At 69.2% G+C, this 25,620-nt stretch carries 20 protein-coding genes; 9 read left to right on the top strand and 11 right to left on the bottom strand.

The features are described from left to right. Positions 1-321 precede the first annotated feature (321 nt). Both VH969_RS27975 and VH969_RS27970 read left to right on the top strand, forming a co-directional pair. Complete coding sequence (locus VH969_RS27975; protein ID WP_331979566.1) at positions 322-1,125, top strand: hypothetical protein; 804 nt, start codon at positions 322-324, stop codon at positions 1,123-1,125. A gap of 221 nt (positions 1,126-1,346) precedes the next feature. Next, positions 1,347-2,135: a class I SAM-dependent methyltransferase gene (locus VH969_RS27970; RefSeq protein WP_331979564.1), complete on the top strand. Its 789-nt coding sequence runs from the start codon at positions 1,347-1,349 to the stop codon at positions 2,133-2,135. Between the two features lie 72 nt (positions 2,136-2,207). On the opposite strand, the gene VH969_RS27965 is transcribed toward VH969_RS27970, so the two are convergent. From VH969_RS27965 to VH969_RS27940, 6 genes are all read right to left on the bottom strand, one after another. Further along, on the bottom strand, positions 2,208-2,948 hold the full coding sequence (locus VH969_RS27965) for an alpha/beta hydrolase (protein ID WP_331979562.1): 741 nt from the start codon (positions 2,946-2,948) through the stop codon (positions 2,208-2,210). 100 nt (positions 2,949-3,048) lie between these two features. Then, positions 3,049-3,819 (bottom strand): PIG-L deacetylase family protein, encoded by a 771-nt coding sequence (locus VH969_RS27960; RefSeq protein ID WP_414638629.1) that lies wholly within the window; start codon positions 3,817-3,819, stop codon positions 3,049-3,051. A 159-nt stretch (positions 3,820-3,978) separates the two neighbouring features. After that, positions 3,979-4,914, bottom strand: coding sequence for a cyclase family protein (locus VH969_RS27955; RefSeq protein WP_331979558.1), 936 nt, complete (start codon positions 4,912-4,914; stop codon positions 3,979-3,981). Between the two features lie 326 nt (positions 4,915-5,240). Then, positions 5,241-6,026, bottom strand: coding sequence for a CBS domain-containing protein (locus VH969_RS27950; RefSeq protein ID WP_331979556.1), 786 nt, complete (start codon positions 6,024-6,026; stop codon positions 5,241-5,243). Positions 6,027-6,325: 299 nt separating this feature from the next. Then, entirely contained in the window at positions 6,326-7,591 is a 1,266-nt protein-coding gene (locus VH969_RS27945) for a cytochrome P450 family protein (protein WP_331979554.1), read from the bottom strand. A 353-nt stretch (positions 7,592-7,944) separates the two neighbouring features. Then, complete coding sequence (locus VH969_RS27940; protein ID WP_331979552.1) at positions 7,945-9,021, bottom strand: acyltransferase family protein; 1,077 nt, start codon at positions 9,019-9,021, stop codon at positions 7,945-7,947. 680 nt (positions 9,022-9,701) lie between these two features. On the opposite strand from VH969_RS27940, the gene VH969_RS27935 reads away from it, so the two are divergent. Then, entirely contained in the window at positions 9,702-10,682 is a 981-nt protein-coding gene (locus VH969_RS27935; RefSeq protein ID WP_331979550.1) for a hypothetical protein, read from the top strand. 39 nt (positions 10,683-10,721) lie between these two features. Here VH969_RS27935 and VH969_RS27930 read toward each other — a convergent pair whose 3' ends face one another. The 3 genes from VH969_RS27930 to VH969_RS27920 all read right to left on the bottom strand — a co-directional run bounded on the left by VH969_RS27930 (position 10,722) and on the right by VH969_RS27920 (position 16,595). Next, positions 10,722-12,110, bottom strand: a complete 1,389-nt coding sequence (locus VH969_RS27930; protein WP_331979548.1) for a sodium/glutamate symporter — start codon at positions 12,108-12,110, stop codon at positions 10,722-10,724. A gap of 116 nt (positions 12,111-12,226) precedes the next feature. Next, a complete protein-coding gene (locus VH969_RS27925) occupies positions 12,227-13,891 on the bottom strand; it encodes an SLC13 family permease (protein WP_331979546.1) in 1,665 nt (554 codons plus the stop codon). Between the two features lie 355 nt (positions 13,892-14,246). After that, a complete protein-coding gene (locus tag VH969_RS27920) occupies positions 14,247-16,595 on the bottom strand; it encodes a WD40/YVTN/BNR-like repeat-containing protein (RefSeq protein ID WP_331979544.1) in 2,349 nt (782 codons plus the stop codon). Between the two features lie 244 nt (positions 16,596-16,839). Here VH969_RS27920 and VH969_RS27915 point away from each other — a divergent pair, with 244 nt between their 5' ends. Beyond that, positions 16,840-17,295, top strand: coding sequence for a hypothetical protein (locus VH969_RS27915; RefSeq protein WP_331979542.1), 456 nt, complete (start codon positions 16,840-16,842; stop codon positions 17,293-17,295). A gap of 46 nt (positions 17,296-17,341) precedes the next feature. Here VH969_RS27915 and VH969_RS27910 read toward each other — a convergent pair whose 3' ends face one another. Beyond that, entirely contained in the window at positions 17,342-17,719 is a 378-nt protein-coding gene (locus tag VH969_RS27910; RefSeq protein ID WP_331979540.1) for a hypothetical protein, read from the bottom strand. Positions 17,720-18,499: 780 nt separating this feature from the next. Between VH969_RS27910 and VH969_RS27905 the strand changes: the two genes are divergently transcribed. From VH969_RS27905 to VH969_RS27885, 5 genes are all read left to right on the top strand, one after another. Continuing rightward, a complete protein-coding gene (locus tag VH969_RS27905; RefSeq protein WP_331979538.1) occupies positions 18,500-19,408 on the top strand; it encodes an AraC family transcriptional regulator in 909 nt (302 codons plus the stop codon). A 167-nt stretch (positions 19,409-19,575) separates the two neighbouring features. Next, positions 19,576-21,363 (top strand): AMP-binding protein, encoded by a 1,788-nt coding sequence (locus tag VH969_RS27900; protein WP_331979536.1) that lies wholly within the window; start codon positions 19,576-19,578, stop codon positions 21,361-21,363. Further along, positions 21,356-22,561, top strand: coding sequence for a condensation domain-containing protein (locus VH969_RS27895; RefSeq protein ID WP_331979534.1), 1,206 nt, complete (start codon positions 21,356-21,358; stop codon positions 22,559-22,561). Before VH969_RS27900 ends, VH969_RS27895 begins: the two co-directional genes overlap by 8 nt. A 3-nt stretch (positions 22,562-22,564) precedes the next feature. Next, positions 22,565-23,863 (top strand): condensation domain-containing protein, encoded by a 1,299-nt coding sequence (locus VH969_RS27890; protein WP_331979532.1) that lies wholly within the window; start codon positions 22,565-22,567, stop codon positions 23,861-23,863. After that, entirely contained in the window at positions 23,860-24,651 is a 792-nt protein-coding gene (locus VH969_RS27885) for a patatin-like phospholipase family protein (protein WP_331979530.1), read from the top strand. The genes VH969_RS27890 and VH969_RS27885 overlap by 4 nt, the downstream gene beginning before the upstream one ends. 18 nt (positions 24,652-24,669) lie before the next feature. Here VH969_RS27885 and VH969_RS27880 read toward each other — a convergent pair whose 3' ends face one another. Further along, positions 24,670-25,608 (bottom strand): alpha/beta hydrolase, encoded by a 939-nt coding sequence (locus tag VH969_RS27880; RefSeq protein ID WP_331979528.1) that lies wholly within the window; start codon positions 25,606-25,608, stop codon positions 24,670-24,672. Positions 25,609-25,620: the final 12 nt, after the last annotated feature.

The raw sequence follows: 25,620 nt of genomic DNA, 5'->3' as shown, positions 1-25,620 counted from the left end.
CAGGCGATATGAACCATCAGCCCGGGGAGACGATCTCCGTGACCGTGGCAAAGTCGATCAGATCCACGCAGCGGCACCACCCTCGACGCCCGCGCGCTGACCGGTCCTCCGCTGGAAACGGTCAAGACTGCCGGAACGATCGCGATCGGAGCTGGCGGGACAGCGGCGTCGCGTCTGACGGCCCGCAACTCCCGCAACCGCTGTGCGATCGAATCGTTGATTGGCTTGTTGACATCCGAGTGCTGAGGCGGCGTGGGGGTTGCAGTGGCAGGATCAGACAGTAAGAAGCCGTGGGACCACGCCGGAACAATCATTGGCGTCGTGGGCGCGCTGGTCGCCGTTTTCGTCGCGATAACCCAGCAGCGGCCGGCATCCGCAGTCGCGGTCGCCGTCGCCATCGCGCTGCTGGCGGGCTACGGCGTTGTCTGGATTATGCGAGCCAAGAGCACCAAGGGTCGACCACGCTTTCCCCGAGCTCGCTGGGTAGCTATCACGGCCGTCGCGGCTGTCGTTATCGGCGCAGGAACCGCGTTCATCGTCCCCGGTTCCCGGGCGGTCATCACCCACGACATTCTCGGGTTCCCCTCGATCAGCAAAGACGTGAAGATCGTCAACGTGCTCGTGGCCGAATCCGACAGCTCATACCGTATTTCCATCGTCACATGGAACGGCACAGAACGGGAGGAACTTGCGACCCGGGTCAAGCTTGACTCTGAGTGTCCTCCGCCCGCCCCGGCGGATCATCCGGACATTTACCAGATCCAGCAGGAGTTCAAGGCCGGCGTGGCGCCAGGGGAACCGCCGGTCAGCGGGCAGGCAACCCTTGCCGAAGAACCCGAGTTTCGGATCCAGGTGGCCGGGGCGTTGATAGACGACTACTGCGGACGCCACGTCGACCTGTCGTTCGGCGTATCCGTGCCGCTGCCGCCTCACCAGCACACGTCGATCTTCGTAGACCTACCGAAGGTATTCACCGTGCCCGATGACAGACCACAGCCCCAGATAGTTGGGACTCCTCCCGAACCACGAGTTCTCACCCTTCCTGTTGCTCGGCCGAGTAGCAAGAACTTTGTTGCCACACTTGTAGTTTCCGCGGTCACGCTGTCCGGCTCGCCCGAGGAGTGATGGATTGCTGGGCGCCGTGACAATTCTGCGAATCGCGGGGCCGCATCAGAAACGCTGCGCCATATATGCTGGACTGGTCATGCGGATTATGCACCGTGGGCGGTGTTCCGGCGGTCTGGTCAGTAGGTCTCGGCTCGCCCGGCGCACGCCGCACGACGACCCAACCGTGACGTTCGTCAACACCGGTACCCGAACGACGTTGCCCGGGCCATGCTGGGGTGGTGAACCGCTATCTGCTCGACAACCGTCGCCCGGAGGCTGGCGAACGGTTCGCCGCACTCGCCGAGTTGTTCGACCCGTGGACCTTTCGCCACCTCGACGGTCTGGGGCTCGGTGACGGATGGCGGTGCTGGGAGGTCGGGGCCGGCGGCGTCTCGGTGCCGCGCGGCCTGGCGGAGCGCGTGGGGACCAGCGGCCGGGTGCTGGCCACGGACATCGACGTGTCGTGGGCCGAGCCCGCGGCCGGCGGCGCGCTCGAGGTACGCCGGCACGACGTGCTCCGCGACCCACCGCCGGCGGAGACGTTCGACCTGGTCCACGCTCGCTTGGTGCTGGTCCACCTGAAGGATCGCGCGGCCGCGATGCGAGTCATGATCGATGCGCTTCGGCCGGGCGGATGGCTGGTGATCGAGGACGGGGACCCCGCCCTGCAGCCACTCGCCTGCCCGGACGAACGCGGCCCCGACGAAGCGCTGGCGAACCGGCTGCGCGCCCGGATGCGCACGCTGATGGCCGAGCGCGGGGCGGACCTCGCATACGGTCGCACGCTGCCCCGGCTGCTGCGCGAGTCAGACCTGTCCGACGTTTGCGCCGAGGCCTACTTCCCCATCGCGTCACGGGCGTGCGCGGTCCTGGAGGCGGCCACGGTCCAGCACGTCCGCGACCAGCTCCTGGCCGCGGAACTGGCCACGACCGAGGAGATCGAGACGCATCTCGCGAACCTCGCGCACGGCGACCTGGACCTCATGCTCGCACCGATGATCACCGCATGGGGCCGCAAGCCGGCCTGATCGCTTGGCCGTGGCGCTGTTCGACCATCCCATGGATTCCAAGATCACCAAGCGCCCAGCCGTGAACACGCGCTAGCCGTTGGCGGCGAGCCACTCCGCGGTCACGTGGACGACCTCGGCGCCCGCGGCCGGCTCGAGGAAGCCGTGCCCGGCGCCGCGCACCGAATGCCATCCGGTGGCGGGCCGGCGCTGCGCGGTGTCCCGCGCGATCTCGTGCGAGACGAGCGAGTCGGCGTCTCCGTGCACGACGAGCGCGGGCTGCGGGCTCGCGAGGAACGCCGCCCGCGGGTCGATCGTGTCGAGCTCCGCGTACAGCGCGGCGCCGAGCCGGAACCGGCCCTCGATGTCGATCGGTCCGTGGGCCCAGCCGCGGTAGAGCTCGCGCCCCCGGGGCAGGTCAGGCTCGAGGAACGTCCGGTTCAGGTCGAGCACCGGTTGCCACAGGACCACCGCGCGCACCGCGTCACCGAGCTCGGCGAGCGAGAGGGACACGCTGACCGCGCCGAAACTCGAGCCGAGCAGCGCGACCGGCCGCCCGACCCAGTCGATCGCCGCCCGCAGGTCCATACGCTCGCCGGCGACCGTGGTCGCGGTGTCGATGCCGTCGCTCCCGCCGTGGCCGCGATAGGAGAACCGCAGCACCGAAAGCCCACGTGCGACCAGCGCGGCCGCGAGTGGCTCGAACAGGCCGTTCTCCTCGAGATCGACGGTGAGCCCGTGCGCCAGCACGACGACCCGGTCGCCGCCCTGGTGCCACCGCGCGTCCAGGCGCAACCCGTCGGCGGTCGTCAGCGTGACGTCCTTGCTCCCCACAGGCCGAGTCTAGGAGCGGCCGGCGCGAGGTCCGGATCGTGATTAACGCCTTGACAGGGCGACGCGTCCGTGGCGCACCGGCAGCACCGGGTACCCCCAGTCAGTCCTGCATGGCTTCGGTGAACAACGCCGGTGGTGCTTGCAGGTCGTGGGCACGGAACAGGACGGCGTGCTCGACGCCCATGGCCTTGCCGCTCATCGCGGCGAACATCGGGATGATGTCCTCGGGGGCGGGGTGGTCCGGGAGCGCGGCCAGGTACGCGGCGTGCGCCTCGAGCGAGGCGATGCCGCGGCGCAGCGGCTCCCCCGTGACGTCGACGCCGTGGGTCGCGCCGAAGCCGGCGAGCCCGGGAACGATGAGCCAGCGCACGGAGTGCGGTTCGAGGTTCTCGTCGTCGACCTGCTCCGGAAAGACCCACCGGTTGCCCGCGTCGCGTACCGCGTCGAGCGTCGCGAGCCCGGCGGCGCGGTGGTCGGCCTGGTCGAAGCCGAAGGGGGTCTCGATGTCGTAACCGGTGGTGAGTACCACGTCGGGCTTGAACCGGCGGATCTCCCGGCAGATGTCCCGACGCAGGTCGAGGCCGTAGACGAGCACGCCGTCCGGATGTTCGAGGACGGTCAGGTGCTTGACGCCCACGACGGCGCAGGCGTTCTGCTGCTCGGCGACGCGCAGGCGTGCCGTCTCCTCGGGAGGGTTCGGCATGCCTGCCTCGCCCCGCGTGAGCAGCAGATAACCGACCTCGATGTCGCGTGCGGTCCAGCGAGCGACGACCGCGGACGTGCCGTACTCCATGTCGTCAGGGTGCGCGACGACACAGAGCACGCGCTGAAAGGACTCCTCGGGAAGGGCAGGCAATGTCATGTCAGCCATCTTTGCGCGTTTCGAGTCCACCGGCCGCCGTACGGGTTCGCCGTCTGGCTTGCGGTCTGGGGCTCACGCACCCCGAGAACGCGCCGGTGGTCCGTCGCGAGGACCGGTCCCGGGGCGTGGCCGCACCGAGGTCCTCTGCGCCACTGCCGCATCGTGCGGTCAGAACGTGGCGATCGGGTTGACCGGGCTGCCGGACGTACGGGCGAGGCGGACCGGCGCGACCGCGAGGTGGAAGTCCCACTGGCCGAGCTCGGCGGCCGTCGTCGCGCACGCCTCCAGGTCGCAGTTGTCGAGCAGCCACAGACCCATCGCGACGAGGCTCACGGCGTGCACCGGCATCAACACCTCGTCGTACCCCGACGGCTGAACATCCTGGGGGGTGTCCGCGCCGATCAGCGCGACCTCCCGTTCATGCAGCCACGGCAGGCAGGATGCGTGCCAGCCGGCCTGCGTGAAACCGCCGGCGGCACCGGCCTCGTGCCGGACGCGGCCGTAGCCGGTGCGCAGGAGTACCGCATCGCCGGATCGCACCCGCACACCCTGGCGGCGCTCGGCCTCCTCCAGATCGTCGGGAAACACCCCCTGCCCCGGTTCCAACCACGGCACGTCGCGGACCGCCGCGATGTCCAGCAGGACACCACGCGTGATGATCCCGTTCGCCGCCGCCGTGACGGCCGCCCACGCCGATCCTGTTGCGGCGTCGACGAACGAGTGCGACCGGCCGTTGTACATCGTGCCGTCCCAGAAGATGTGGCACGGCGAGTCGACGTGGGTGATGGTGTTGCCGTGGTAGGCGATGCCGAGCCGCTCGTTCGAGAAGCCCCAGCGCCGGTCGCCGTGGAAGCGCGCCGGCATGTGCTCGGCACCCGGCATGTCGACCGCACGCGGGCACGTCGTCGTCGACCGCTCCATCTCTTCGGGTACGGCGACCTCCCACGCGCACGACACGCTCCTGCCGTGGCGCACGGCCCGCGCCGCCGCCAGCCGGACGTCGTCGGAGATGTGGTTCAGCGTGCCGAGCTCATCGTCGTCGCCCCACCGTCCCCAGTTCGACAGCGTGTCGAAGTACCCGAGCACGTCGTCCTGTGTAGGCATCGGTCGCCCTGCCGTCATCCCAGCATCGACTCCTCCGGTCACGCGATTCCAGGCACCAAGGCCCGCTGAACTGGCACGACACTAGATCAGCGGCCAGCAGCCAGCGGATCAGTAGGGAGGGTATGCGGCACACCTGGACGACTACTTCGCGAGCCTCGGTATTTCGAGCGTTGCGGCGACCGCGCGGCCAGCGAACTGCGGATTAGCGTGCTGAGCAGCTGACCGTGCGGTCATGGCGTGACTGCCTAGATCACGACATCCGGTCGGCCGCCATGGATGCCGCCGCCATGGATGCCGCTGCCATGGCACCGAGGTCGCCGACCCATCTACGCGCTCGAGAATCCGCCCTGATACGCCGGTCGTGCTCGCGCCGCCGGCAGTGGGAATCGAACGTCCGCGGCGACGACCCGTTGCGCCATCTCTGACCCGGCGTTGCGCGCCCCGCCGACAAACACCTCGTCAACCACCTCGTCAACCAGGTAGCCGAGGTTGTCACGTACGTCGGTCACACCGGGCAGCGCTCGTATCATCCGGACGATCGTGTCGGCCAGGCCGTGCCGAGCGACCACACCACTCACGGTCACCACTCCGGCGTCGACCCGGACTTCGACCGCTCCGGACGTGATCTTGGCAGCGTGGAGCATGTCGGCGATCTGAGTGCGCAGCTCGTCGTCACCGCGCGGGAACACGCGCAACAGATCGCATCTTGCCACCACACCGACGAGACGGCTGTCCCAGTTGACGACGAACAGGCGGCGCAGCCGAGCCTTCGCCAGCAGCCGCGCGGCGAAGCTCACCGGTTCGTCGGCGTGGATCGCGCGCACCGGGGTGGTCATCAAATCTGCCGCAGTCCTACCCCGCGCGTGGTACCACCGCTCCCGGCCGCCGCGATCACCGTGCGGCCGGCCGTCCAGATCGCCGGGAAATCCATGCTGAGGCGGCAGGTCCGCCCGGGACACGACACCGATCGGCTGGCGATAACGGTCGACGACCGGTACGGCGCGGACCCGAAACTCGGTCATCTTGGCGACGAGCTCTCGAAGCGAGGTCTCCGGCTCGACGGTGACCACTCGCGTCGTCATCACCGACGCGACGGCCAACTCGTTCGCCACCGCAACCTCCCTCGCTCGCATCGAGGAAAGCCCCTTCGGCGATGCCGGAACAGGGCACCAGTACCCTGCGCGACAGGGCCAAAGGTCCCGCAATACGCATAAGGTTCATACGTCGACGACGGCAAGCTCGGCGGAATCGGCGGGCCGCGAGGACCCTGCGGGTCGGTCTGCGTTCGCCGCGCCCGGGGCGGGATGGTACAGAATCCGCGCACGTGGGCCTGAGGTGCCCGCACGAGAAGCCCAGGCTGGTTCAGACCCGGTCGCACGAGAGTCCGGGCAGTCCGGCACCGCCCCGTGGATCAACGCTGATCTTGAAAGTGTCCCGTCGTTCCCGCGCTGGGTCGCGGGTGAACGGGCAGATTGTTGTGGCCGTTGGACAGGAATGTGGCCATGGTGGACAGTTCGTTCGCCGACACCGCGAGGGTGAGGCTGGGGAACCGGGCGAACAACGCGGGCAATGCCACTTCGGCTTCGAGCCGGGCCAAGGGGGCGCCGAGGCAGTGGTGGGTGCCGTAGCCGAAGGCGAGGTGCTGCTTGACGGCGCGGGTGACATCGAACTCGTCTGCGGTGTCACCGTGGACGGCGGGGTCGCGGCCTGCTGCGGCATAGCCGGCCAGGATGGCTTCGCCTTGCGGAATCACCGAACCGTCGGCGAGTTCGATGTCCTCGACGGCGAACCGGAGGGGCAGGTACGGCACCGGAGCTTGCCAGCGCAGTGCTTCCTCCACCACGTCGGACCAGGGTCGTTGCCCGGAGCGGACGAGGGCGAGTTGATCTGGGTGGGTCAGCAGGGCGGTGATGGCGTGGTCGAGCAGGTTCACCGTGGTTTCGTGGCCGGCGGAGAGCATGAGCATCATGGTGTCCACCAGCTCGGGTTCTGTCAGGCGACCGTCCTGCTCGTTCTGCGCCGCGATCAATGCGCTGGTCAGGTCGTCGGCGGGGTGCTCGCGTTTCCGCGCGACCAGGCCGGTGAACAGTTCGTAGGCGGCCACGGTGTTCGCCTGGGCCTGCTCGGCGGTGATCGAGCTGTCGAAAAACCTGTCCACCACCGTGCGGATGCCCGCGCGCAGGTCGTCGGGCACACCGAACAGCCCGCAGATCACCTCGATCGGCAGCGGGTAGGCGTATCCCGCCCGCAAATCGACCGGCTCGCCCGTCGGGGTTGCCTCGATCTCGTCGAGCAGACGGCCGCAGATCTGCTCGATCGTCGGACGCAGCGCCGCTGTGCGGCGCACGGTGAACGCCGCGGCCACCAACGACCGCAGCCGCCGGTGGTCGTCTCCACCGGCGTTCAACATGTTCCGCACCGACACCCAGATCCGCAGCGGCCAATCCTCGGCGATTTCACCATTGATGAACGCGGGCCAATTGCGGTACGCGTCCTTGGTCACTCGTGGGTCGGCCAGCAACCGGCGCAGCGTGTCCTGTCGACACGCCGCCCACGCCCGTACACCACCCGGCAACTCCACCGGCACGACCGAGCCCGAATCACGCAACCGGGCGCCTTCGGCATGAATGTCCGAACCGTTGACGTCGAGTGGGATGGGCGGCATTCCGGTCGCCATTCGTCCTCCCCCTGTCGTTGCTGTTGTTCCTTGAAGTCTCTCAGAAAGCGGGTCCGTCAGGTAAGCCTATACATTGGGCATAATTCCGGACAAACCTCACGTGTTGACGGACGGAGTTTCATCGCCGCGCCGGGATAACCTGAATTCCATTATCACTATTTCCGTCAGAACCGCTCCGGGCTGGACGTCTCGGTCAGCGGCCGCGGGTGACCCCGGTGATAATTGCGTTTAATCCAGGTCACGTGACGATTCGGAATTCTTGGCAGGTGTGTCCCGCCGCGAGACCGTTCGCTGTCTTGGTGAAGAAGACCGGAGGTTTGGTGGTTGAGCGAGCAGCAGTAGCTCGAAGCAACTCATCCGCGGCGGACCGGACCGCGTGCGCGGGCGCCCAGCCAACGCAACGCGCCTCTCAGGCGCGGCGCCAGCGGTCGCTCCACGTACCGGTGCACCAGCCAGGCGAGCAGGATCACCACGCCGGCGACCACGGGTACGAGCAGCGGGGGCGGCACGCGCCACTGAAACAGGTAGAGCAGTGCGCCGCCGACGTCGAGGTGCAGCAGGTACAGCGGGTAGGTCAGCGCGCCGCCGACGACCAGCCAGCGGCCCCGCACCCAGCTGAGCCAGCCGAGCGCGACCGCGACGATCAGCAGGAACCACACCGCCAGCAGCACGATCACCGGGCCGTTCGGGATGCTCTCGCCTGCCTTGGACTCGAGCTGGTTTCGATGCATGACCGCCGGCAGCGCCAACACGAAGGAGGCGGCGACGATCGCCCACGACGCGAACGTGGGCCGGAACCGGTACATCAGGTAGCACCCGATGCCCGCGGTGAACAGCGGCGCCTGGTCGGTCGTCAGGACGACCTGGACGGCGCCCCGGACGGCGCCGCCGCCGGGCAGGACAACCGTCGCCACCGCCGTCGCGGCGAGCCACAGCGCGCAGAAGGCGACCACCCGGCGGTAGGTCAGCCCCCACCACACCAGCAGCGAGAACAGCAGGTAGAACCGCACCTCCGCCCACAGCGACCAGTAAACGTCGGCGATCTCCGGCGTCCCGACCGCGTCCTCGAACATCGTGAGGTTGACCAGCACGTCGAACGTGGTCGGCCGCCACGGCAGGCCGGGGAAGACGGCCAGCCCCGCGGCCACCACCAGCACCGACAGCCAGTACGCGGGATACAGGCGGACCGCACGGGACAGCAGGAACGACCCGACCCCGCGACCCCAGCTGCTCATGCAGATCACGAAGCCGCTGATCAGGAAGAACAGCTGGACCCCGAGCCAACCGTGGGCGAACGGCTGGCTCGGGAACACCTCAGCGGCCGAACGGTGCCAGACGTGGGCGATGGCGGTGTAGTGGTAGGCGAGCACGGACATCGCGGCCACGAACCGCAGACCATCCAGCACCTCCAGCCGTGGCCGCTCCGTCACGTCCGCACCTCTCCACCGTCCCGGCTACACCAACCCCTCAACCTCATAAGACGGCGAATTGGCGGCATCAGTTCTCGGGTCGAAATCTCGGACGAGGCGGTGGCCACCGGCGGCGCGCCTGGATGTGACCACCATGGACATCGCGATCAAGTTGCGGGTGCCTCCGGGCGATCGCCGAGAGGGTGGCGGGGCCGGCAGTGGAGCGTGTCGCTGCCGCAACGGGTGCTGACGGCGACATATTGGCGGTCGAACCTGACGGGTCCCAGCAACGGGATGCCTGTCAGCGGTGGGCGCGGGCGGCTACGCCATAGTCCGCCGCAAACGTGCGACGGGGTGCGTTTGGTGGCGCCTCGGCGATCGAGACGTCGTTAGACGCACGACCATCGCGGGAACCTCGGTACACGTCAGAATGGCTCCCGCGCCGATCACAACGCTCGTATCGAAGTCCCGATAACCGCCCATGCGAGCGGTTATCAACAATCAGTTGTCGTTGCACCACAGTGTGTTGCAACGACCGCGCGACCGTGGCAATTTCCATTGCGAACTCAGAGAATGGTGGCATGACCAGGCGGTCACGCAGGACCTATGCCCGACGGCATGCACGACGGCCGCCACGAAGATCTACGTCTCAGCATCTGAGGACGTCAGTAGTTTCTTGGATCAAACGTACGGTCGCGGTCGTGACTACTATCGGAGCGATCGCAGGTGCGGTGGCCGCGATCAAGGCCTTGTGGCCTACTCCCGACCCGGAAAACAGCGCCCACGTAGTTGCGCGAACCGCGTCACCCATGTCACTACGTGAATACATCTCGCGTTTGGAGAACTCTCTCACGCAGGAAATCTTTCGCAACGATGTCCTATCGATACAGGAATCGTCCTCCGCTGCGGACAACACCCCGACCGCGGGCACAGATCAGGCTACGACGGAGATACCGACCTGCGAGGATCCTGGCGACGTGTGCGAAACGGCTGCGCCGAGCGGAACGGTGTCGTCGGAGAGCGGATCCAACCCCACCTCGAAAGGATCAGGAGCCCCCAGTCTGACCACGCCAACCACGTCCTCTGCAGCCTTCCGAACCCTGGGCAGCGGCTTCAAGAAATCGCCAGGTCTCACCCAGGACCGCATGAATACGGTCGCTCGACTGCTGTCTGGGTATACGGCAATCTGCCGCGATCTTCCGCATACCGCCTCCTGCGCGCACACTCTTCTCAGACTCGCACGCGGTGTAGGAAGCCAGCAAATTTCGAGCAATACTATCTGCGCGTTGATACATGGCGTCACCTTGGATTCCAATGGAGAGCCAGTGCTGCCAAAAGTCGCAGCGCAACGTATCGTTAAGATATTTCGTGATGCACGTCAGGACAGCGCGAAACAACCAACCGGAGTGCTCGTAAGTGTTGATCTCGAACTCGTCGGACTGCGCGGAAAGACTTTACTACTCAGCTGGTCTATGTGGCGATCAGGCGATGGAGCGCAGTTACACGACGAATGGCTGAATACATACCTGGCATACCAATTGGAGCCAACAACAGAACACGATACTACGACCGTGGACCTATGGGTTCCCCTGCCAGCAGCACCAGGTCCTTACTACATTCGTACAGACCTAATCGCCGACGGGACCCGTCTCGCCAGTGACGACAGCCTGCCGTTCAGCTGAGGACCGTCCCACAACGCCGACGTCATCTCATTGTCCGACTCATCGCCCGGGTTGGAGCCTGGCAGGGCGGCTGCGCACGACACCCCAGATGATGAGACCCACCGTGGTGGCGGCACTGGCGATGCCGAAGGCCAGAGAGCCGACGCCGAGGATCAGCGGCACGCTCATCGCGGTGAGGATGCCGCCACCCAGGAACGGCTCGTAGAACAGCTGCTTGTACCCGTAGCCCGTGGCCGCGCCTGTGGTGTGCGCCGGATCCGTCATCTCGGCGAGGATGAACCCGGTCGCGACGTTTCCTTGCGACTGGCCGTAGTCCGCGATGCCGCGGTCGAACCAGTGCCTGGTGAAAAATCTCGGCCCGAGCCAGAGCAGGCCCGCCACGCTCCACGCGACGGACAGCACCGTGAGGATCACGATGCTCGGGATGTTCGCGCCCAACGTGCTCAGGGACAGCGTGCCGACGGCGGCGGCGATGAGGAGGTCGAGCGACAGGCCCGTGATGTCGTTGACCGTACGGCGTTCGACGAAGTGCTCGTGGTTGGTCCACGAGAGCACCAGCTGGACGATGAACCCGCCGATGACGGTGAACGGGAACAGCGGGAAACGGTCGAAGAGATCCGAGCCGAACGCGTTCGAGATCGCCCGTAGGGCGGTCAGGATCAGAAAGCCGATGAAGATGGCGACCGCGATGGCGCCGAAGCTGCGACTGATCGAGCCGATCGCGACGTCGTCGGTGATGTCGCCTTCGTTGGGCGGCACGTCGCTGAGCCGACTCGCCGTGAACCGGGTCGTGGTGTGCTCGCGCGCGACGTCGACGCGCGGGCTGCGGACCGCCCAGTTGACCAGCACGGTACCGCCGATGACGCCGGTCAGCATGCTGATCGTGGCGAGGCCAAGCCCGACGTCGACGAGCTCTCCGGCTCCCGCGTCGACCAGCAGCGGGCCCATCCCGGCGATGCTGCCGTGCCCGCCCGCGAAGGACATCTCGATGATGGAGCCGGCCGCGTCGGGCAGCCCGAATACCGGTGTCAGGAGGAAGGTGACGGTGAGGCCGCCGATCGCGAACTGGCCGAAGGAGAAGACGCTGCCCAGGATCGCGTGCGGGGCGGCGTCGTGCCAGATCCGGCGCATGGAGGGCAGCGTCTTGCCGATCATGATGCCGCCGAAGACGACGTTGATCAGCAAGCCGGGCAGAGTCGAGAGCACCGGGATGATCTGGGCGGGGACGAGGCTCCAGTCGTCGGTCAGTTCGCCGAGCACCTGCGGTCCGGCGAACAGGATCAGGAAGCCGGCGAGAACGCTCGGCGGAATGTAGACCGCGGCCAGCCACGGGACAGCGCGGCGCAGCAGCATGCCGCAGATGAGCGCCATCCCGAGGAACACGAACGCGAACGCCACCCATTGGGCGTCCGTGAGGGTCCCGAACACGATCGCTGTCTAGCAGACCGGGCAAGCATTTGCGACGTCACACGCTGGTCGCCAGCGTCGCATCGTTCGCGGTCAGCCGCGGACAGCGGTGGCTCTGCGGAGCTGAGCGACGCTGCCTAATGGCCGCCGCCGAGCAACGTCCAGGTGACCACACTCGCCGTCGCCAACGACACGACCATGAGCGGCGCGCCGAACTTCGCGAACGTCCGGGTGCTGTAGGCGCCGGGCCCCATCACCATGAGGTTGCTCTGGTGGCTGAACGGGTTGATGAACGTGAACGAGATGCACGTGGCGACGAGAGCGAGCAGCGTCACCGGATCGACCCCCAGCCTGGTGGCGATGTCGAGTGCGACCGGGGTGAGGATCGACGCGGCCGCCGCGTTCGTGACCAGGTTCGTCATGACCGCCGTCGTCAGCGCGAACACCACGACGACGACGACCATGCTCCCCGAGGCGACCTGTTCGATCGACCGGGCCAGGACGGCGGCCAGCCCGCTCTCGACGATGATCGCACCGAGCCCCACGGATCCGGCCAGGATGAACAGGACGTTCCAGTCCAGGGCTCGCACGGCCGACCGCGGGGTGAGCAGCCGGGTCAGCACCATGAGCACGGCGCCGGCGAAGGCGATCAGCTCGACCGGTGCCAGGCCCAGCGACGCCGCGACGACCACCGCCGTCAGGATGCCCAGCGCCGTCCAGGTCTTGCCGGGTTGCGGCGCGCGACCGGCGACGTGGGCCCACAACGTCAAGGCCTCGTGGCGGGCCAGCTCCTGCGTGCTCGAGCAGGTCGCGAACACCGTGGCCCCCGGGACCGCGGTGGTGTCGCCGAGCGGTTTGGCCGTCTCCGCGGCGAGGACGTGGACGTAGTCGTCCTCGAGTTCGAGCAGGGTGCTGTGCTCACCGGGACCGACCGAGACCATGTACAGGTGTTGCGGCCAGAGGCCGAAACGCGGGCTCTCCCACAGAGACCTGACGCCGGTCTCGCTCGCCGCGAACACCAGCCGGTCACCCGCCTTGAACGCCTCCGCGGTCGACACCTGCTCGCCGTGTCGGATGATCGCCTGGAGCACGTACTCCTGGGTTCGTTCGATGCCGATGTCGGCCGCCCGCCGCCCGATGGCGATCGCCCCCGACGCGATCGGCACCTCCACGCGCCAGGGCTGCGGGCGCGGTTGTCCTTCGGCCCTTCCGCGCAGCAGGCGTGGGGCGGCCAGCAGCAGCAGGACCCAGCCGACCAGGCACACCGGCAACGCCACCGGAGCGACGGAGAGCATGTCCACGCGAACGCCGTCGTCGGCGGCGATGCCCGCGATCAGCAGGTTCGAGCTGGTGCCGATGAGCGTGACGGAACCGGCCAGCGTGGTCGCGTGAGCGACCGGCAGCAACACCTCCCGCGCCGGGATGTTCCTCGTCTGCTGCAGCTGGCGTGCGGCCGGGATGAGCATGGCGACCAGCGGCGTCGTGTTCATCAACGCCGACGCGACGCCGACCGGGGCGACGAGCCGACGCAACGCCTGCGCAGCCGTCGTCACGGTCGCCAGCAACCGCCAGGTCGCCCGCGCGACGACGCCGGTCTTGACGACCCCCTTGGCGATCACCAGCACGCTCGCGACCGTGATCACGCCCCCGTTGCTCAGTCCCGCGAACAGGGCGGGCACGGGCGCGAGCCCGAGGATCCCGCCGGCGGCCAGGCCGGTGGCAAGCGCCAGGACCGCGGGCACCTTTCCGGAGGCCATGGCTGCGAGCGTGGCCACGACGACGACGGCAGCTAGGACTTCCATGCCTGACGGGTATACCGGACTCCGCCGGTGATCCGGCGTGTCCGCCGGCTGACATGCGGCACATGTCCCCGCCCGACCCGATCGGCGGCTACCGCCGGTGGCGGACGACGCGCACGGCGGTATCCCGACTCCGGCCGGTTGCAGCCCGGCGGAGCGCACCGGCACGCACCAGGATGACCGCGAAGCCCTCGTCGGGCACGACCGGCGTCAGTGCGGCGAACCGCCGCCACACCGGATGTCCTCGACGATCATGCTCGCCACGTCGGCGAGCCTGCGCCTGGTCGACACCCGCTCGCTCACCGGCGCATCCTCGCATCCGAGATCCGGCCCGCGCGGTCCGCCGGGCCGGACCCGGCTAGCCGGCGTCGGCGAGTGAGGTGGTCCAGACGCTGCGGCCGTAGGTCGCGGCGTAGAGCGTTTGGCTGCCGGCGGGCAGGTCGATGTCGTTGATCGGGACGAGTGGCAGGTTCGCGCCGACCTTGAGCCATGTCTTGCCCAGGTTGGTGGTGCGGAAGACGCCGACGTCGGTGGCGATGAAGAGCCAGTTCTTCTTCGACGGGTGGCGGATGACGTCGTTGATGGGCGCCTGTGGGATGCGCTTGCCGACGATGTCGGCCCACGTCTTGCCGCCGTCGCTGGTCATGACGAGATGCGGGTAGGGATCACCGGAGCGCCAGCCGGAGAAGCTCGCCCATGCCACGTCGGGGTTCTGCGGGTCGATGGTGACGCGGGTGACCCAGCGGCCCGGGAAGACCGGGCTCTGCAGCTTCTCCCAGGTCACCTGGTCGGGGGCGGCCATCGCGTTGCGGCTGACCCACATCAGGCCGCTGTCGGTGCCGGCGTAGACGAGGTTGGGGTCGGCCGGGGTCGTGCCGATCGCCGTGACGGTGCCGAAGCCGGGCGCGCGCGGCTCGGTTCCTTCGGTGAGATCCGGGCTGATCCGCTGCCACACGCGCTGGCCGGCGTCGGTGTTGATGCGGTTGACGAACTCGCTGCCGCCGAACATGATCCGCGGGTCGGCGGCGAACTCGATGGGTGCCACCCAGTTCTTCCGTGTGCCCGGGACGGTCATGTTGAAGCCGACGCCGTCGACGAAGCCGCGGCAGCCGCCGTTCTGCGAGCAGCCGTAGTACTTGCGGTCGTTCGACGGATCGATGCGGTTCATCATCCCGTCACCGCCGACGAAGTTGAACCAGTCGCCGTTGACGGTGTTGTCGGCCGCCCACGACTTCAGCGAGCCGTTGTCCTGGGAGCCGGCGTTGACGCGCGAGCCGTCCTGGAGCGAGACGTCCATCGCGTAGAACTGCGTCACGGGCAGGCGCGGCGTCTTGGTCCACAGCCCGCGGGCGGCACCGTTCTGGGTCGACCAGTAGAAGCCGCCGTCGTTGCCGAGGTACACCCTGCCCGGGGTGCCGGGATCCCACTCGAGGCCGTGCTGGTCGGCGTGCACGGTTTGCGACGTCGTCCAGGTCAGGCCGCCGTCGTGGCTCTCGGCGAGGTTCACGCCCGAGACGAAGACGTGCAGCGGATCGACCGGGTCGACGTAGACACGGCCGAACCACCACGCGAACCCGCCGCTGATGTTCTGCAGCACGCCGCCGCTGGTCGGCCCGACGGCGGTCCAGGTCGCGCCGGCGTCGGTGCTCGTGAAGAAGCCGTTGAAGTTGCCGCCGGCCGCACTCGAGATGAGGTAGGCGCGGTTGGGGTCGGTGTCGCTGAAGTCGACGCCCATGCGACCGACATAGGTCGAGGTGACCGGCTGGCCTTCGATGTCCTCGCTCTGCGGGAGCGGCGGCCGCTGGATGTTCGTCCACGTGCGGCCGGCGTCGGTGGACCGGTAGAGGAAGGAGTTCTTGCCGTAGATGCGGGACTTCTCGTCGCGGATCTTGTCCCAGGTCGTCGCGAGCATGACGTCGGGGTTGGCCTTGTCGATGCTCACGTCGATGGCTCCGGTGGAGGCGCTGTCCGGCACGATGACCCGGGTCCAGCTGGCCCCGCCGTTCTCGGTCATGAACAGGCCGCGGGTCGGCTCGGTGTCGTGCAGCGCGCCCATGACCGCGACGAAGACGCGGTCGTCGTCGCGCGGGTCGATGACGATCTGGCCGATCGTGTCGCCGTCGGTAAGCCCCATGTTGGCCCAGGTCGCACCGTGGTCGGTGGACTTGTAGACGCCCTTGCCGTAGTACGCGGAGCCGCCGCCGTGGTCGGGCTCGCCGGTGCCGGCCCAGACCACACCCCTCGAGTCGACCGCGACCGCACCCATCGACTGGGGTAGCTGGTCGTCCCACGCGGACGTGAACGTCGCGCCACCGTCACCACTTCGCCACAGGCCTCCGGTGCCGGTCGCGATGTAGACGGCACCGCTGGTCGTGGGATCGGCGGCGATGTCGCGCACGCGCCCGCCGATGTTGCTCGGACCGAGCTCGGCCCACACCTGGTCGGTGCTCGGCGAGCCCATCGCGGCCACGCCCATCTGCGTGGACTGGGCGACCGCCTGGTTGACGGCGGCGTCCGGGATCGTGCCGTCGGCGTTGGCCCGCTGCCAGAACATCCATTCCTCGGCGCCCAGCGGGTTGGCCGTAGCGGCCGGCGTCTTCGTGCGGTGGTTCTCGGGGTGGGCGACGGATGCGGCTCCGGCGCCCAAGAGGATCATGGCGGCCGTCACGGCGAGGGCCGGGACGTGTGCTTTCCTGCGCAGGGTCACGCGAGCCTCCAGGGTCAGATGAGCGCCCGTGCGCCCACTCGCCGCGCGGATGGCATTCCCGGTGGCATCGGCCCCGTCGTGCACCGGAGCTGCGCGCGCACTTTAGCATCCGACAAGTCTGAAACGTCAGTCTCGCAACGGGTTTGTACCTGACAGTACGCATCTGACTAGAGTGTCCGCCATGGCCGGATGTGGCAGCAGGCGGCACGAATCGTCACCGCGTACATCGTCACCGGGTACGAGGATGGCCGTCGGTGCCGCCGCGGCGGCGTTGCTGGTCGCGCTGGCGGGGTGCTCCGCGGCCGGGAGCGACGCGGACGCCGCGTGCGAGGACCCGAGCCCCGCTCCCGCGGCCGAGACGGCGCTCATGCCCGAGGGCCTGTCCTTCGACAAGATCGGCACGGTCACGCACGTCGAGAAGGCGGACGCGAACACCACCGTGCGCGCGATCTCGGCCAAACCCATCGACGAGGTCACCGTGCTCATCCAGGACGCGGTGACGTCCATGCCGGCCGGCTACCGCCCGGCCGGCATGGACAACGAAGGGGACGAGGCCGAGGTCTTCTTCAACTCCGGTGCCATCGCCGCGGGCCAGGCCCAGGTGCGCGAAGCCGACTGCGAAGGCAAGTGGAACATCGAACTCGTTCTCATCGACCCGGGCGCGGTGTCCTCCCCGGCGCCCGCCCCCGACCCGACGTGACGGAGGAGGCGACACCGGGGATCGGCGGTCTCGATCAGGGCACGGATCAAGATCGCGTCGCCCAGACGAACCGGGAGACGAAGGCACCCACGGCACCCAGCGTCGCGCCCAGCACGATGGGCAGGAGGACGAACGTGGCGCCGAGGACTATCCAGGTCAAGGAGGCGAGCCAGGCGCCGGTGGTCGCGCAGTAGAGGAAGGCGGCCAGGACGGTGATGACGTGACCGGTGGTCGCGGTCGCCGCTCCCGCGGCCATGCCGAGCTCAACCACGCCACCGCGGGCGACCATGAACCCGGACAGCGCCGAGCACGGGATCACCAGGGCCACGAGGAGCATCGGCGGCGCGTCCCAGTGCCGCGTCCAGTAAGCGCACACCGCCATCAGCAGCCCGCACGCGAGCCCGTGCGGGGTGAAACCTCGCACCCAGTCGCTCCGGGCACCTGCCACATCCGGGCAGTCGACGACGCGGATCGTCGCGTTACGCCCCTGGCCGCCGACCGATCGGGGTCGGCGTGGCGGAATCGACACCATTGGCCCCTTCCGCCGGACATGCATGTCGCGACTAGGCGGGTGATGGTCCCTGCTATTCATCGTGCGGGTCGACGCCATCCGCATTATCCGAACCACCCGCGCGACATTAATTTCTTGACGGCGTTACGGCCCCGTGATTTTCGAAACGTCGATCGGCGTGACGGGCGCCACAACGCGCGAAAGGGCGTTTGGCGCCGGGGACGTGAATGTCACCCATAGCTACGGGTCGCGGGCCGCGAACGTGCCAAGGTCGCCCGGTTGGCCGAAGGCGCAGTTGCGCAACGGAACCGTCGCTGCTCACGCCGGCGATCACCGATGTCGATCATCTCCGCAGGGCTGCGCGACTGCCAAGCCCGTCCAGGGCAGGCAGATAAGGCGGTTCACGGTGACGCATGCCTTTCGCCGCGGGCATCGCCGCATGATGTCGCATCGCTGATAGAGCCGAGTTAATCCGATCATGGTCCTCAGGATTTAACCGGATACGCCCGTACGGCGGGATTAAATGTCATCGCGGGTCGTTATCCTGAGCGACGGCTGGGGGTGCGACGGGGCAGCCCTGCCTGACGAGCTAGGAGCGAAGCCCGATAACAACTGGATAGGTTGGAAATGCTGACTCGATTCAGTCAGGTAGACGGTTTCTGTTGGCGAGACGTTGGCGTCGCACGTGATGACATGGCGCCCTACCTCGGCCGGCACGAGCTGTCGCTCATCGGTCGGTCGACGATGCTCGACGCGGCCGGATGGGCACGAAGACTACGGAACGTCTCGGTCGTCGACCTCGCATACGGCAGAGAAGTGCAGGTCCTGGTCCCCCCTCAGGCCGAGACGTTCATCTTGGTAGTCATCTCTCTCGCTGGTGCGGGAGTCATCCGCAACGGGCACGACCAGATCGGCCTGCGGCCCGGAACGGTCACCGTCGTCGATCCCGCCAAGCCGATGCGGGGCCGGCTGTCCGCCGACTATGCGACGCGGTTCGTTCGGATCGAGCGTGGCGCGCTGGAGGCACATCTACGCGACATACTGGGACAACCGTTGACCGAGCCCCTCAGATTCCAGCTGGGCATGGACGTCGCCGACGGCGAGGGCCGGTTCTTCGTCGAGGACGTGGCCGTTTTGGCGGAGCGGCTGCGGAGCAGCCCGGAGACCTACGAGTCCGAGTTCGCCGCCACGATGGCGGAGAAGAACCTGATGACCCGCCTTCTCCTGGGGGGACGGCACAACTACCGGGTGCGGCTCGAGCAGGAGCCGCATCGTGCGCCGACGACCCTGGTGCGCAAGCTGGTCGATCTGATCCACGCGCATCCCGAGTGGGACCACTCGGTCGAAAGCCTCGCCAGGGAGGCGCAGGTGAGCGCCCGCACGGTGGAACGGGCGTTCCAGCGTGACAAGGCCACCACGCCGATGGCGTACCTGAAGATGGTGCGGCTCGACCGGGCTTATGACGACCTTCACGCGGCCGCCCCCGACATGGTGCAGGTCGCGGAGGTGGCGCGGCGCTGGGGGTTCGTCAACCGCGGGCGCTTTGCCGCCGACTACCGGCAACGACACGGTGAACCGCCCTCGATGACGCTGCGGAGATGATGCGGGAGTAGGACCTATCACGAGGCCCCGGACCGAGCTGGCGGTCCGGGGCCTGCGCGTCCGTCGCCGCAGGTCGTTGGGGGTAGCGGTGGGTTGTGACGCGAACCGGCTTCGCGCTGTCGCTGGACGGCCCCTGTGTTCCCGGGGCGGTTCGTAGGTTCTCAGCCATGCCAGCCACGAGACCCCCTGCCGACGACACCGTGCCCGATCGACTCGCCACCCGGGCGGCGGAGCGCCCGGACGAGGTGGCGTTGACGCTCGTCGACGGCGACTCCCTGACCTTCGCGGAGTGGCACGACCGGGCGAGCCGTGTGGCGCACGGCCTCATGGCCAACGGCATCGCGCCCGGTGATCGCGTGCTCGTCGCATGCTCCACAGTAGACTGGACGACGTATGCGGTGGCGTACATCGGAGTGCAGCGAGCCGGCGCGACCGCGGTACCCGTGCTGCGCACGCTCGGCGAGGAGCACATTCGCCAGGTGTGCGCCGCGTCCGAGGCGGTCGGCGTCCTCGGCGCCACCGATGGGGTACCGCCGGGGCTGTGGTCCGCGGACGTCGCGGACCTGGTCGACCACAGTCCGGCCACGCCGGTCGCCGTCCCTGCCGGCCCGGGCGACGACGCCGAGATTCTCTACACCTCCGGCACTACTGGTGTGCCCAAGGGTGTCGTCGCGAGCCATGCCAACTTGCTGTTCACCCACTCGACCCGACCGCGCCACGAGGGCACCAAGGTGGTGCTGCACGCCGTGCCGCCGGGCAGCCTCGCGGGACAGGGCCTGCTGCTGCAGCCGCTGGACGCGACTCGCCACCGGATCGTGACACTGACCCGGTTCGATCCCGCGAGTTTTCTCGACGCCGTGGAACGCTTCGACGTGACGGACGTCGTGCTGGTGCCGGCGCTGGCGCTGACGCTGCTTGAGCACGCCGGAACGCGCCGCTTCGACTCGGTGCGAGCCGTGCGCACGATGAGCGCCCCCATCCCGCCGGTGGCGCTGCAGAAGCTCGCCGCGATGTTCCCGCAGGCGGCGATCAGCAACCTCTACACGACCACGGAGGCATGGCCGGCCCGCACGCGCATCCGGTTCGATCCGGCGCGTCCCGACTCGGTCGGCCGGAGCGAGGGCACCGGGGCGGTGCGGATCACCGACGCGGACGGCGCGGTCGCGCCACCGGGTACCGACGGCAACGTCGAGCTGCGCCTGTCGGGAGCGCCCAGGCGCCGCTACGTCGACGACAGGGGCGCGACCGACAGCGTCTTCCTCCCGGACGGGTGGGTGCGGACCGGTGACATCGGCCGGGTCGACGACGACGGCTACCTCTACCTGGTCGATCGCAACGCGGATCTGGTGATCTCCGGCGGGCTCAACGTGTCGACCATCGAGGTGGAGGCGGCCATCCAGGAGTTCTCCGGGGTCGCGGAGGCCGCGGCGTTCGGGCTGCCCCACCGCCTGCTGGGCGAGTACGTCGTGGCCGCCGTCCGCCCGGGCGTGGGCTACGACCGGGCGGCGTTGAACGCGTTCCTCGTCGCCCGGCTCGGCCCGATCAAGGCACCGAAACGGGTTCTCGAGGTCGCTGACTTTCCCCGCAACGCGATGGGCAAGATCGTCAAGCGCGCGCTACGCGATCAGCTGACCCGCGAACACGACGCGGCCCGGCGCACCGACTCCGGCGCCGGCCCGGAGACGGTCGAAGCCCAGTCACTCCAGCGGTTCTGGGCGGACGCGCTCGGCGCGGCGGAGGTCCCGTGGACCATCAGCTTCGTCGAGCTCGGCGGCACCTCGTTGAGCGCCATGGAGATCGTCGGCCGCGTGCGCAGCGAGCTGCGGCGGCAGGTGAGCCAGCGCGACCTGTTCGAGGTCTCGGACCTGCGGGAGTTCGTGTCGCTGGTCGCGGGGGCCCCCGAGGCGGAGCAGGACGACTCGCTCGCGCCCATTCGCCGGGTGCGCCGTGGCTGACCGGTTCCCCGCCACATTCCTGCAGGAGTGGTACGCCGACGCCCACGACAGCGGTTGGTCGGATCTCGCCGTCGCGATCCCGGTCCGGCTGGCTCCCGGACACGACGAGCGGCACGTACGGCAGGCGCTCGCGGACCTGACGGCCCGGCACGAGGCGTTGCGCACCACGCTCGTGCGCACGGAACAGGGGCTGCGGCAGGAGGTCGCCGCGACCGGGACCATCCCCTGCACCGTCGCCGCACGCGCCGAGCCGCGGCCGTTCGAGGTGTGCGGCGGTGCCCTGGCCGGCGCCGTGCTGGAGCGCGACCTCGCAGGTGGGGTCCTGGTCGTGTACGCGCACCACGCGATCTGCGACGGCTGGTCGGCCGGGATCATCCACCGGGACCTGACCGAGTTGTGCGAAGCCCGCCGGGACGGGCGGCCACCGCGGCTGCCGGAGCTCGCCCTGCAGTTCGCCGACTTCGCTTGCTGGGAGCACGAGATCCGCCGGCGGCCCGTGCCGAGGTACTGGCGGGACCGGCTCGGCGACCGGCCGCGGCTACGGCTCGACGTCGACCCCGCCGCTCTCGGCCGGCCGGCACGCCTGCACGAGACCTCGCTGCCGTCGGTCCCGCCGCACAGCGCGCGAGCCCTGGCCGCACTCGCCGCGTCACTGCGCACGACCAGGTCCCGGCTGCTCGGCGCGCTGGTCGTCGCCACGCTCCGCCCGTTCGCGGACGATCGGGTCCGGATCGGGCTGATCGCCTCGAACCGGCACCGCCCGGAGCTTCGCGACACCGTCGGCGACCTGTGGGACCAGCTGCCCGTGACCGTCGACGTCAGCGGTGAGCCGACGTTGTCCGAGCTCGCCACCCGCTACGACGGCGAGGTCACCGCCGCCCAGGATCACCACGTGCCGTTGGCGGTTCTCGCTCCACTTCTGGGGCCTGGCCCGTTGTTCGACGTACGCGTCAACCACTTCCCCGACACCGTGCCGGACGACGACGTCCGGGTGCGGCCACGGCCCCACGTGGTCGATCGCTGGTGGCCGGGGCTCGCCCTGATCGACTTCCAGTTTCGCGACCGCGCCGACGGGGGCGTCGACTGCCACCTGCTCGTCAACGTCGCGGCGGTGCCGGCCGAGCGGATCGACGCGATCACCGCGCGGTTCGCGGAGGTCGTCGCGGCAGTGGCCCAGCCGGTAGGAGGGCGGTGTTAGCCCATGGACACCTGGCACGCACCAGCGTCGTTCCTGCAAGAACGGTGGTTCCATTCCACTGTGGACCACCGGTGCAACCACAACAACGTCGTCGCCTGGCAGGTCGAGGGACCGGTCGCACCCGCCGCGCTCGTCGCGGCCGTCCGCGCGCTCGCCGGACGCCACGAGACCTTGCGTACCTCGTTGCACGACCATGGCGACGGCGTGCGTCAGACCATCGCGCCTCCCGGCGCGGTTCCCGTCTGGCAGTCCGACGTGTCGGGTTCCGCGCAGCCGGAGCGCGACCTGGACAAGCTAATCATCGAGGCCGCGGAACGGTCCTTCCTCCTGACCGAGGCACCGCTGTGGCACGCGGGGCTGGTCAGGCTCGACGAGAGTCGGCACGTACTGGTGCTCGTCGTGAGCCACGCGGTCAGCGACGGCTGGTCGATGGGCGTGCTCTTCCGCGATTTCAGCCGGCTGCTCCAGGCGGTCGTGACCGGGGCAGACGTTTGGTTGCCCGAGCTGGCGGTCCAGTTCGGCGACTACGCGGCGTGGGAGCGAGCGGCCGCCGAGCCGCGGCGGATCTCGTGGTGGCGCGAGCGGCTACCGGACCCGCGTCCTTGCTTCCCGGGCCTTCCCGGCTACCGGCGAGAGTCCGCGTTCCGCATGGACGGGCGGGTCTTCCCGGCGTCGGGCACGCCCGCACGGCTGGCCGAGCTGGCGAGGCCCCACGGTGGCGGCCTCGCCGCGGCCGTGACCGCGGGCGTGCTCGCCACGCTCTCGCCGTACGCCGGAGGCGAGGTCGTGCTCGGGTTTCTGCACGCGAACCGTGACCGGCCGGAGATGCAGCCGGTGGTGGGCCCCGTGTTCGACTATCTGCCGCTGGTGCTCACGGTCTCCGGCACCGACAGCTTCGCCGAGCTGGTGCGCCGGGCGTGCGAAGAGCAGCGTGCGGCGCGAGGGCACCGGCTTCCGCTCGGCGTACTCGAGCGCGCGGTGGGCCGGCAGCTGTTCGACGTGGCGGTGGAGTTCCTGCCGCACTCCCAGGTGGCGCCGACCCGGGTCGCGGGTCTGGAGGTCACGCCCTACCCCGTGCCCGAGCTCACCGTCCGGCACAGCGGCGACGTGTCGTTCGCCGCGACGGTGCCGCTGAACTACATCACGAGCGAGACGCCGAGCGCTCTGGGCGGCGTCGTCTACGGAAACGCGCTCGCGGTGGCGCCGCGGACGATGGGCGAGCTGGGTGACACCTACGCGCGCGTGCTGGCGCGGGCGAGCGACGATCCGGCACAGCGGGTGTGTGACATGATCGCGGGATGACGTCGAGCGCCCTCGTGCTGGGCGGCGGGGGGCTCGCGGGCATCGCCTGGGAGACGGGCCTGCTCGCCGGCCTCGCCGCCGCCGGCGTCGACGTGACCGAGGTCGACCTCGTGCTCGGCACCTCGGCGGGCTCGGTGGTCGCGGCGCAGGTGGCGACCGGCGTGCCGCTCGACGAACTGCTGGCTCGCCAGGTGGATCCCGCCCGGCACACGCACGAGCTGGCCCCGCCGGACGGCGCGAACCAGCTGCTCTGGGACGAGAACGACCACGCCGGCGCGGTTCGTGCGGGGAGCACGGTCTCCGAGGCCGATCGCCGGGCCGTGATCGCGGCACGGCTCCCGGTGCACGAGTGGCCGGCTCGCCCGCTGTCGGTCGTCGCCGCCGAGGCCGAGTCGGGCGAACCCGTGGTGTTCGATCGCGAGTCCGGCGTGCGGCTCGTCGACGCGGTGGCCGCGAGCTGCGCGGTGCCCGGTGTGTGGCCGGCGGTGACCATCGGCGACGCCCGCTACGTCGACGGCGGGGTGCGGTCGTCGAACAACGTCGATCTCGCGGCCGGCTACGACCGGGTGCTGGTGCTGGCACCGATCGCGGACCCGCTCACGGCCGGCCAGGTCGACGTGCTGACCGCGCAAGGCACGCGGGTGGAGTTGGTGCTCCCCGACGAGGCGGCGACCCGGCTGTTCCTGACCGATCTGCTGGATCCGGCGATTCGCACGCCGGCCGCCGAGGCGGGACTCGCGCAGGCGCGCGATGCGCTGGCGGTGGTGTCGCGCTGGTGGTCGCCGTAGACCGTCAGCCGTAGACCGTCAGCCCTCGGCCGATGCGATGCCGACGGGCTCGGGATCGTCCACGCTGATGGCCGCGCGGATCGATCGGCCCATGTCGTGGATGCACTCGTCCGCCCCCGCGAGCACACCGGTCCACTCCACGAAGCCGTGCGGCATGCCCGCGTAACGCCGGCGCCGCACCGGAACACCCTCGGCTGCCAGGCGATCCGCGTACGCCTCGCCCTCGTCGCGCAGGAGGTCGTACTCCGCGGTCAGCACCAGTGCCGGGGGAAGCCCGGCCAGGCTGTCCGCGTACAGCGGCGAGGCGAGCGGGCTCGAGCCGTCGTCGTCGCCGAGGTACTGGCGCCACACCCACTCGATCGCGGCCGGGGGCCACAGTGGACTCACGGCCGGGTCGTGGCGGGACGGGCCGTCGAACGTCCTGGCCGTCATCGGGTACAGCAGGACCTGCAGCGCCACCTCCGGGCCGCCCTCGTCGCGGGCCAGCAACGCGGCCACCGCCGCCAGGTTGCCGCCCGCGCTCTCGCCGCCGAGCACGACGCGGTTCGCGTGCCCGCTCAGTTCCTTGGCGTTCTCCCCTACCCAGCACAGCGTGGCGTACGTGTCCCACACCGCGGCCGGGAACCCCGCCTCCGGCGCCGACCGGTAGTCCACCGACACCACGGCGCAACGGGAGGCGAGAGCGAGCGGACCGTGGCTCTGCTCGGTGTCGATCGACCCGAGCACGAACCCGCCGCCGTGCAGCCACAGCACGACCCCGTCCACCGGACCCGTCGCGGGGCGGTAGACCCTGCCGCGGAGAGGACCGGCCGCCCCGGGAATCGTCAGGTCCTCGGTCGCCACTCCCGGGGGTGGCGCGACGTCGAGGTCGGCGAGCGCCTCGGCCTGCAGCGCGCGCGCCTTCGCGGCGGTCATCGCGCCGATGTCGTCCCAGACGTTCGGCATGTCCTTGATCATCGCTTGCACCTG

The organism is Actinophytocola sp., assembly GCF_036555685.1.
In the GTDB taxonomy this organism is placed as follows: domain Bacteria; phylum Actinomycetota; class Actinomycetes; order Mycobacteriales; family Pseudonocardiaceae; genus Actinophytocola.
Note: the sequence above shows the minus strand (reverse complement) of the source record. Positions and strands in the feature narration are given on the sequence as shown.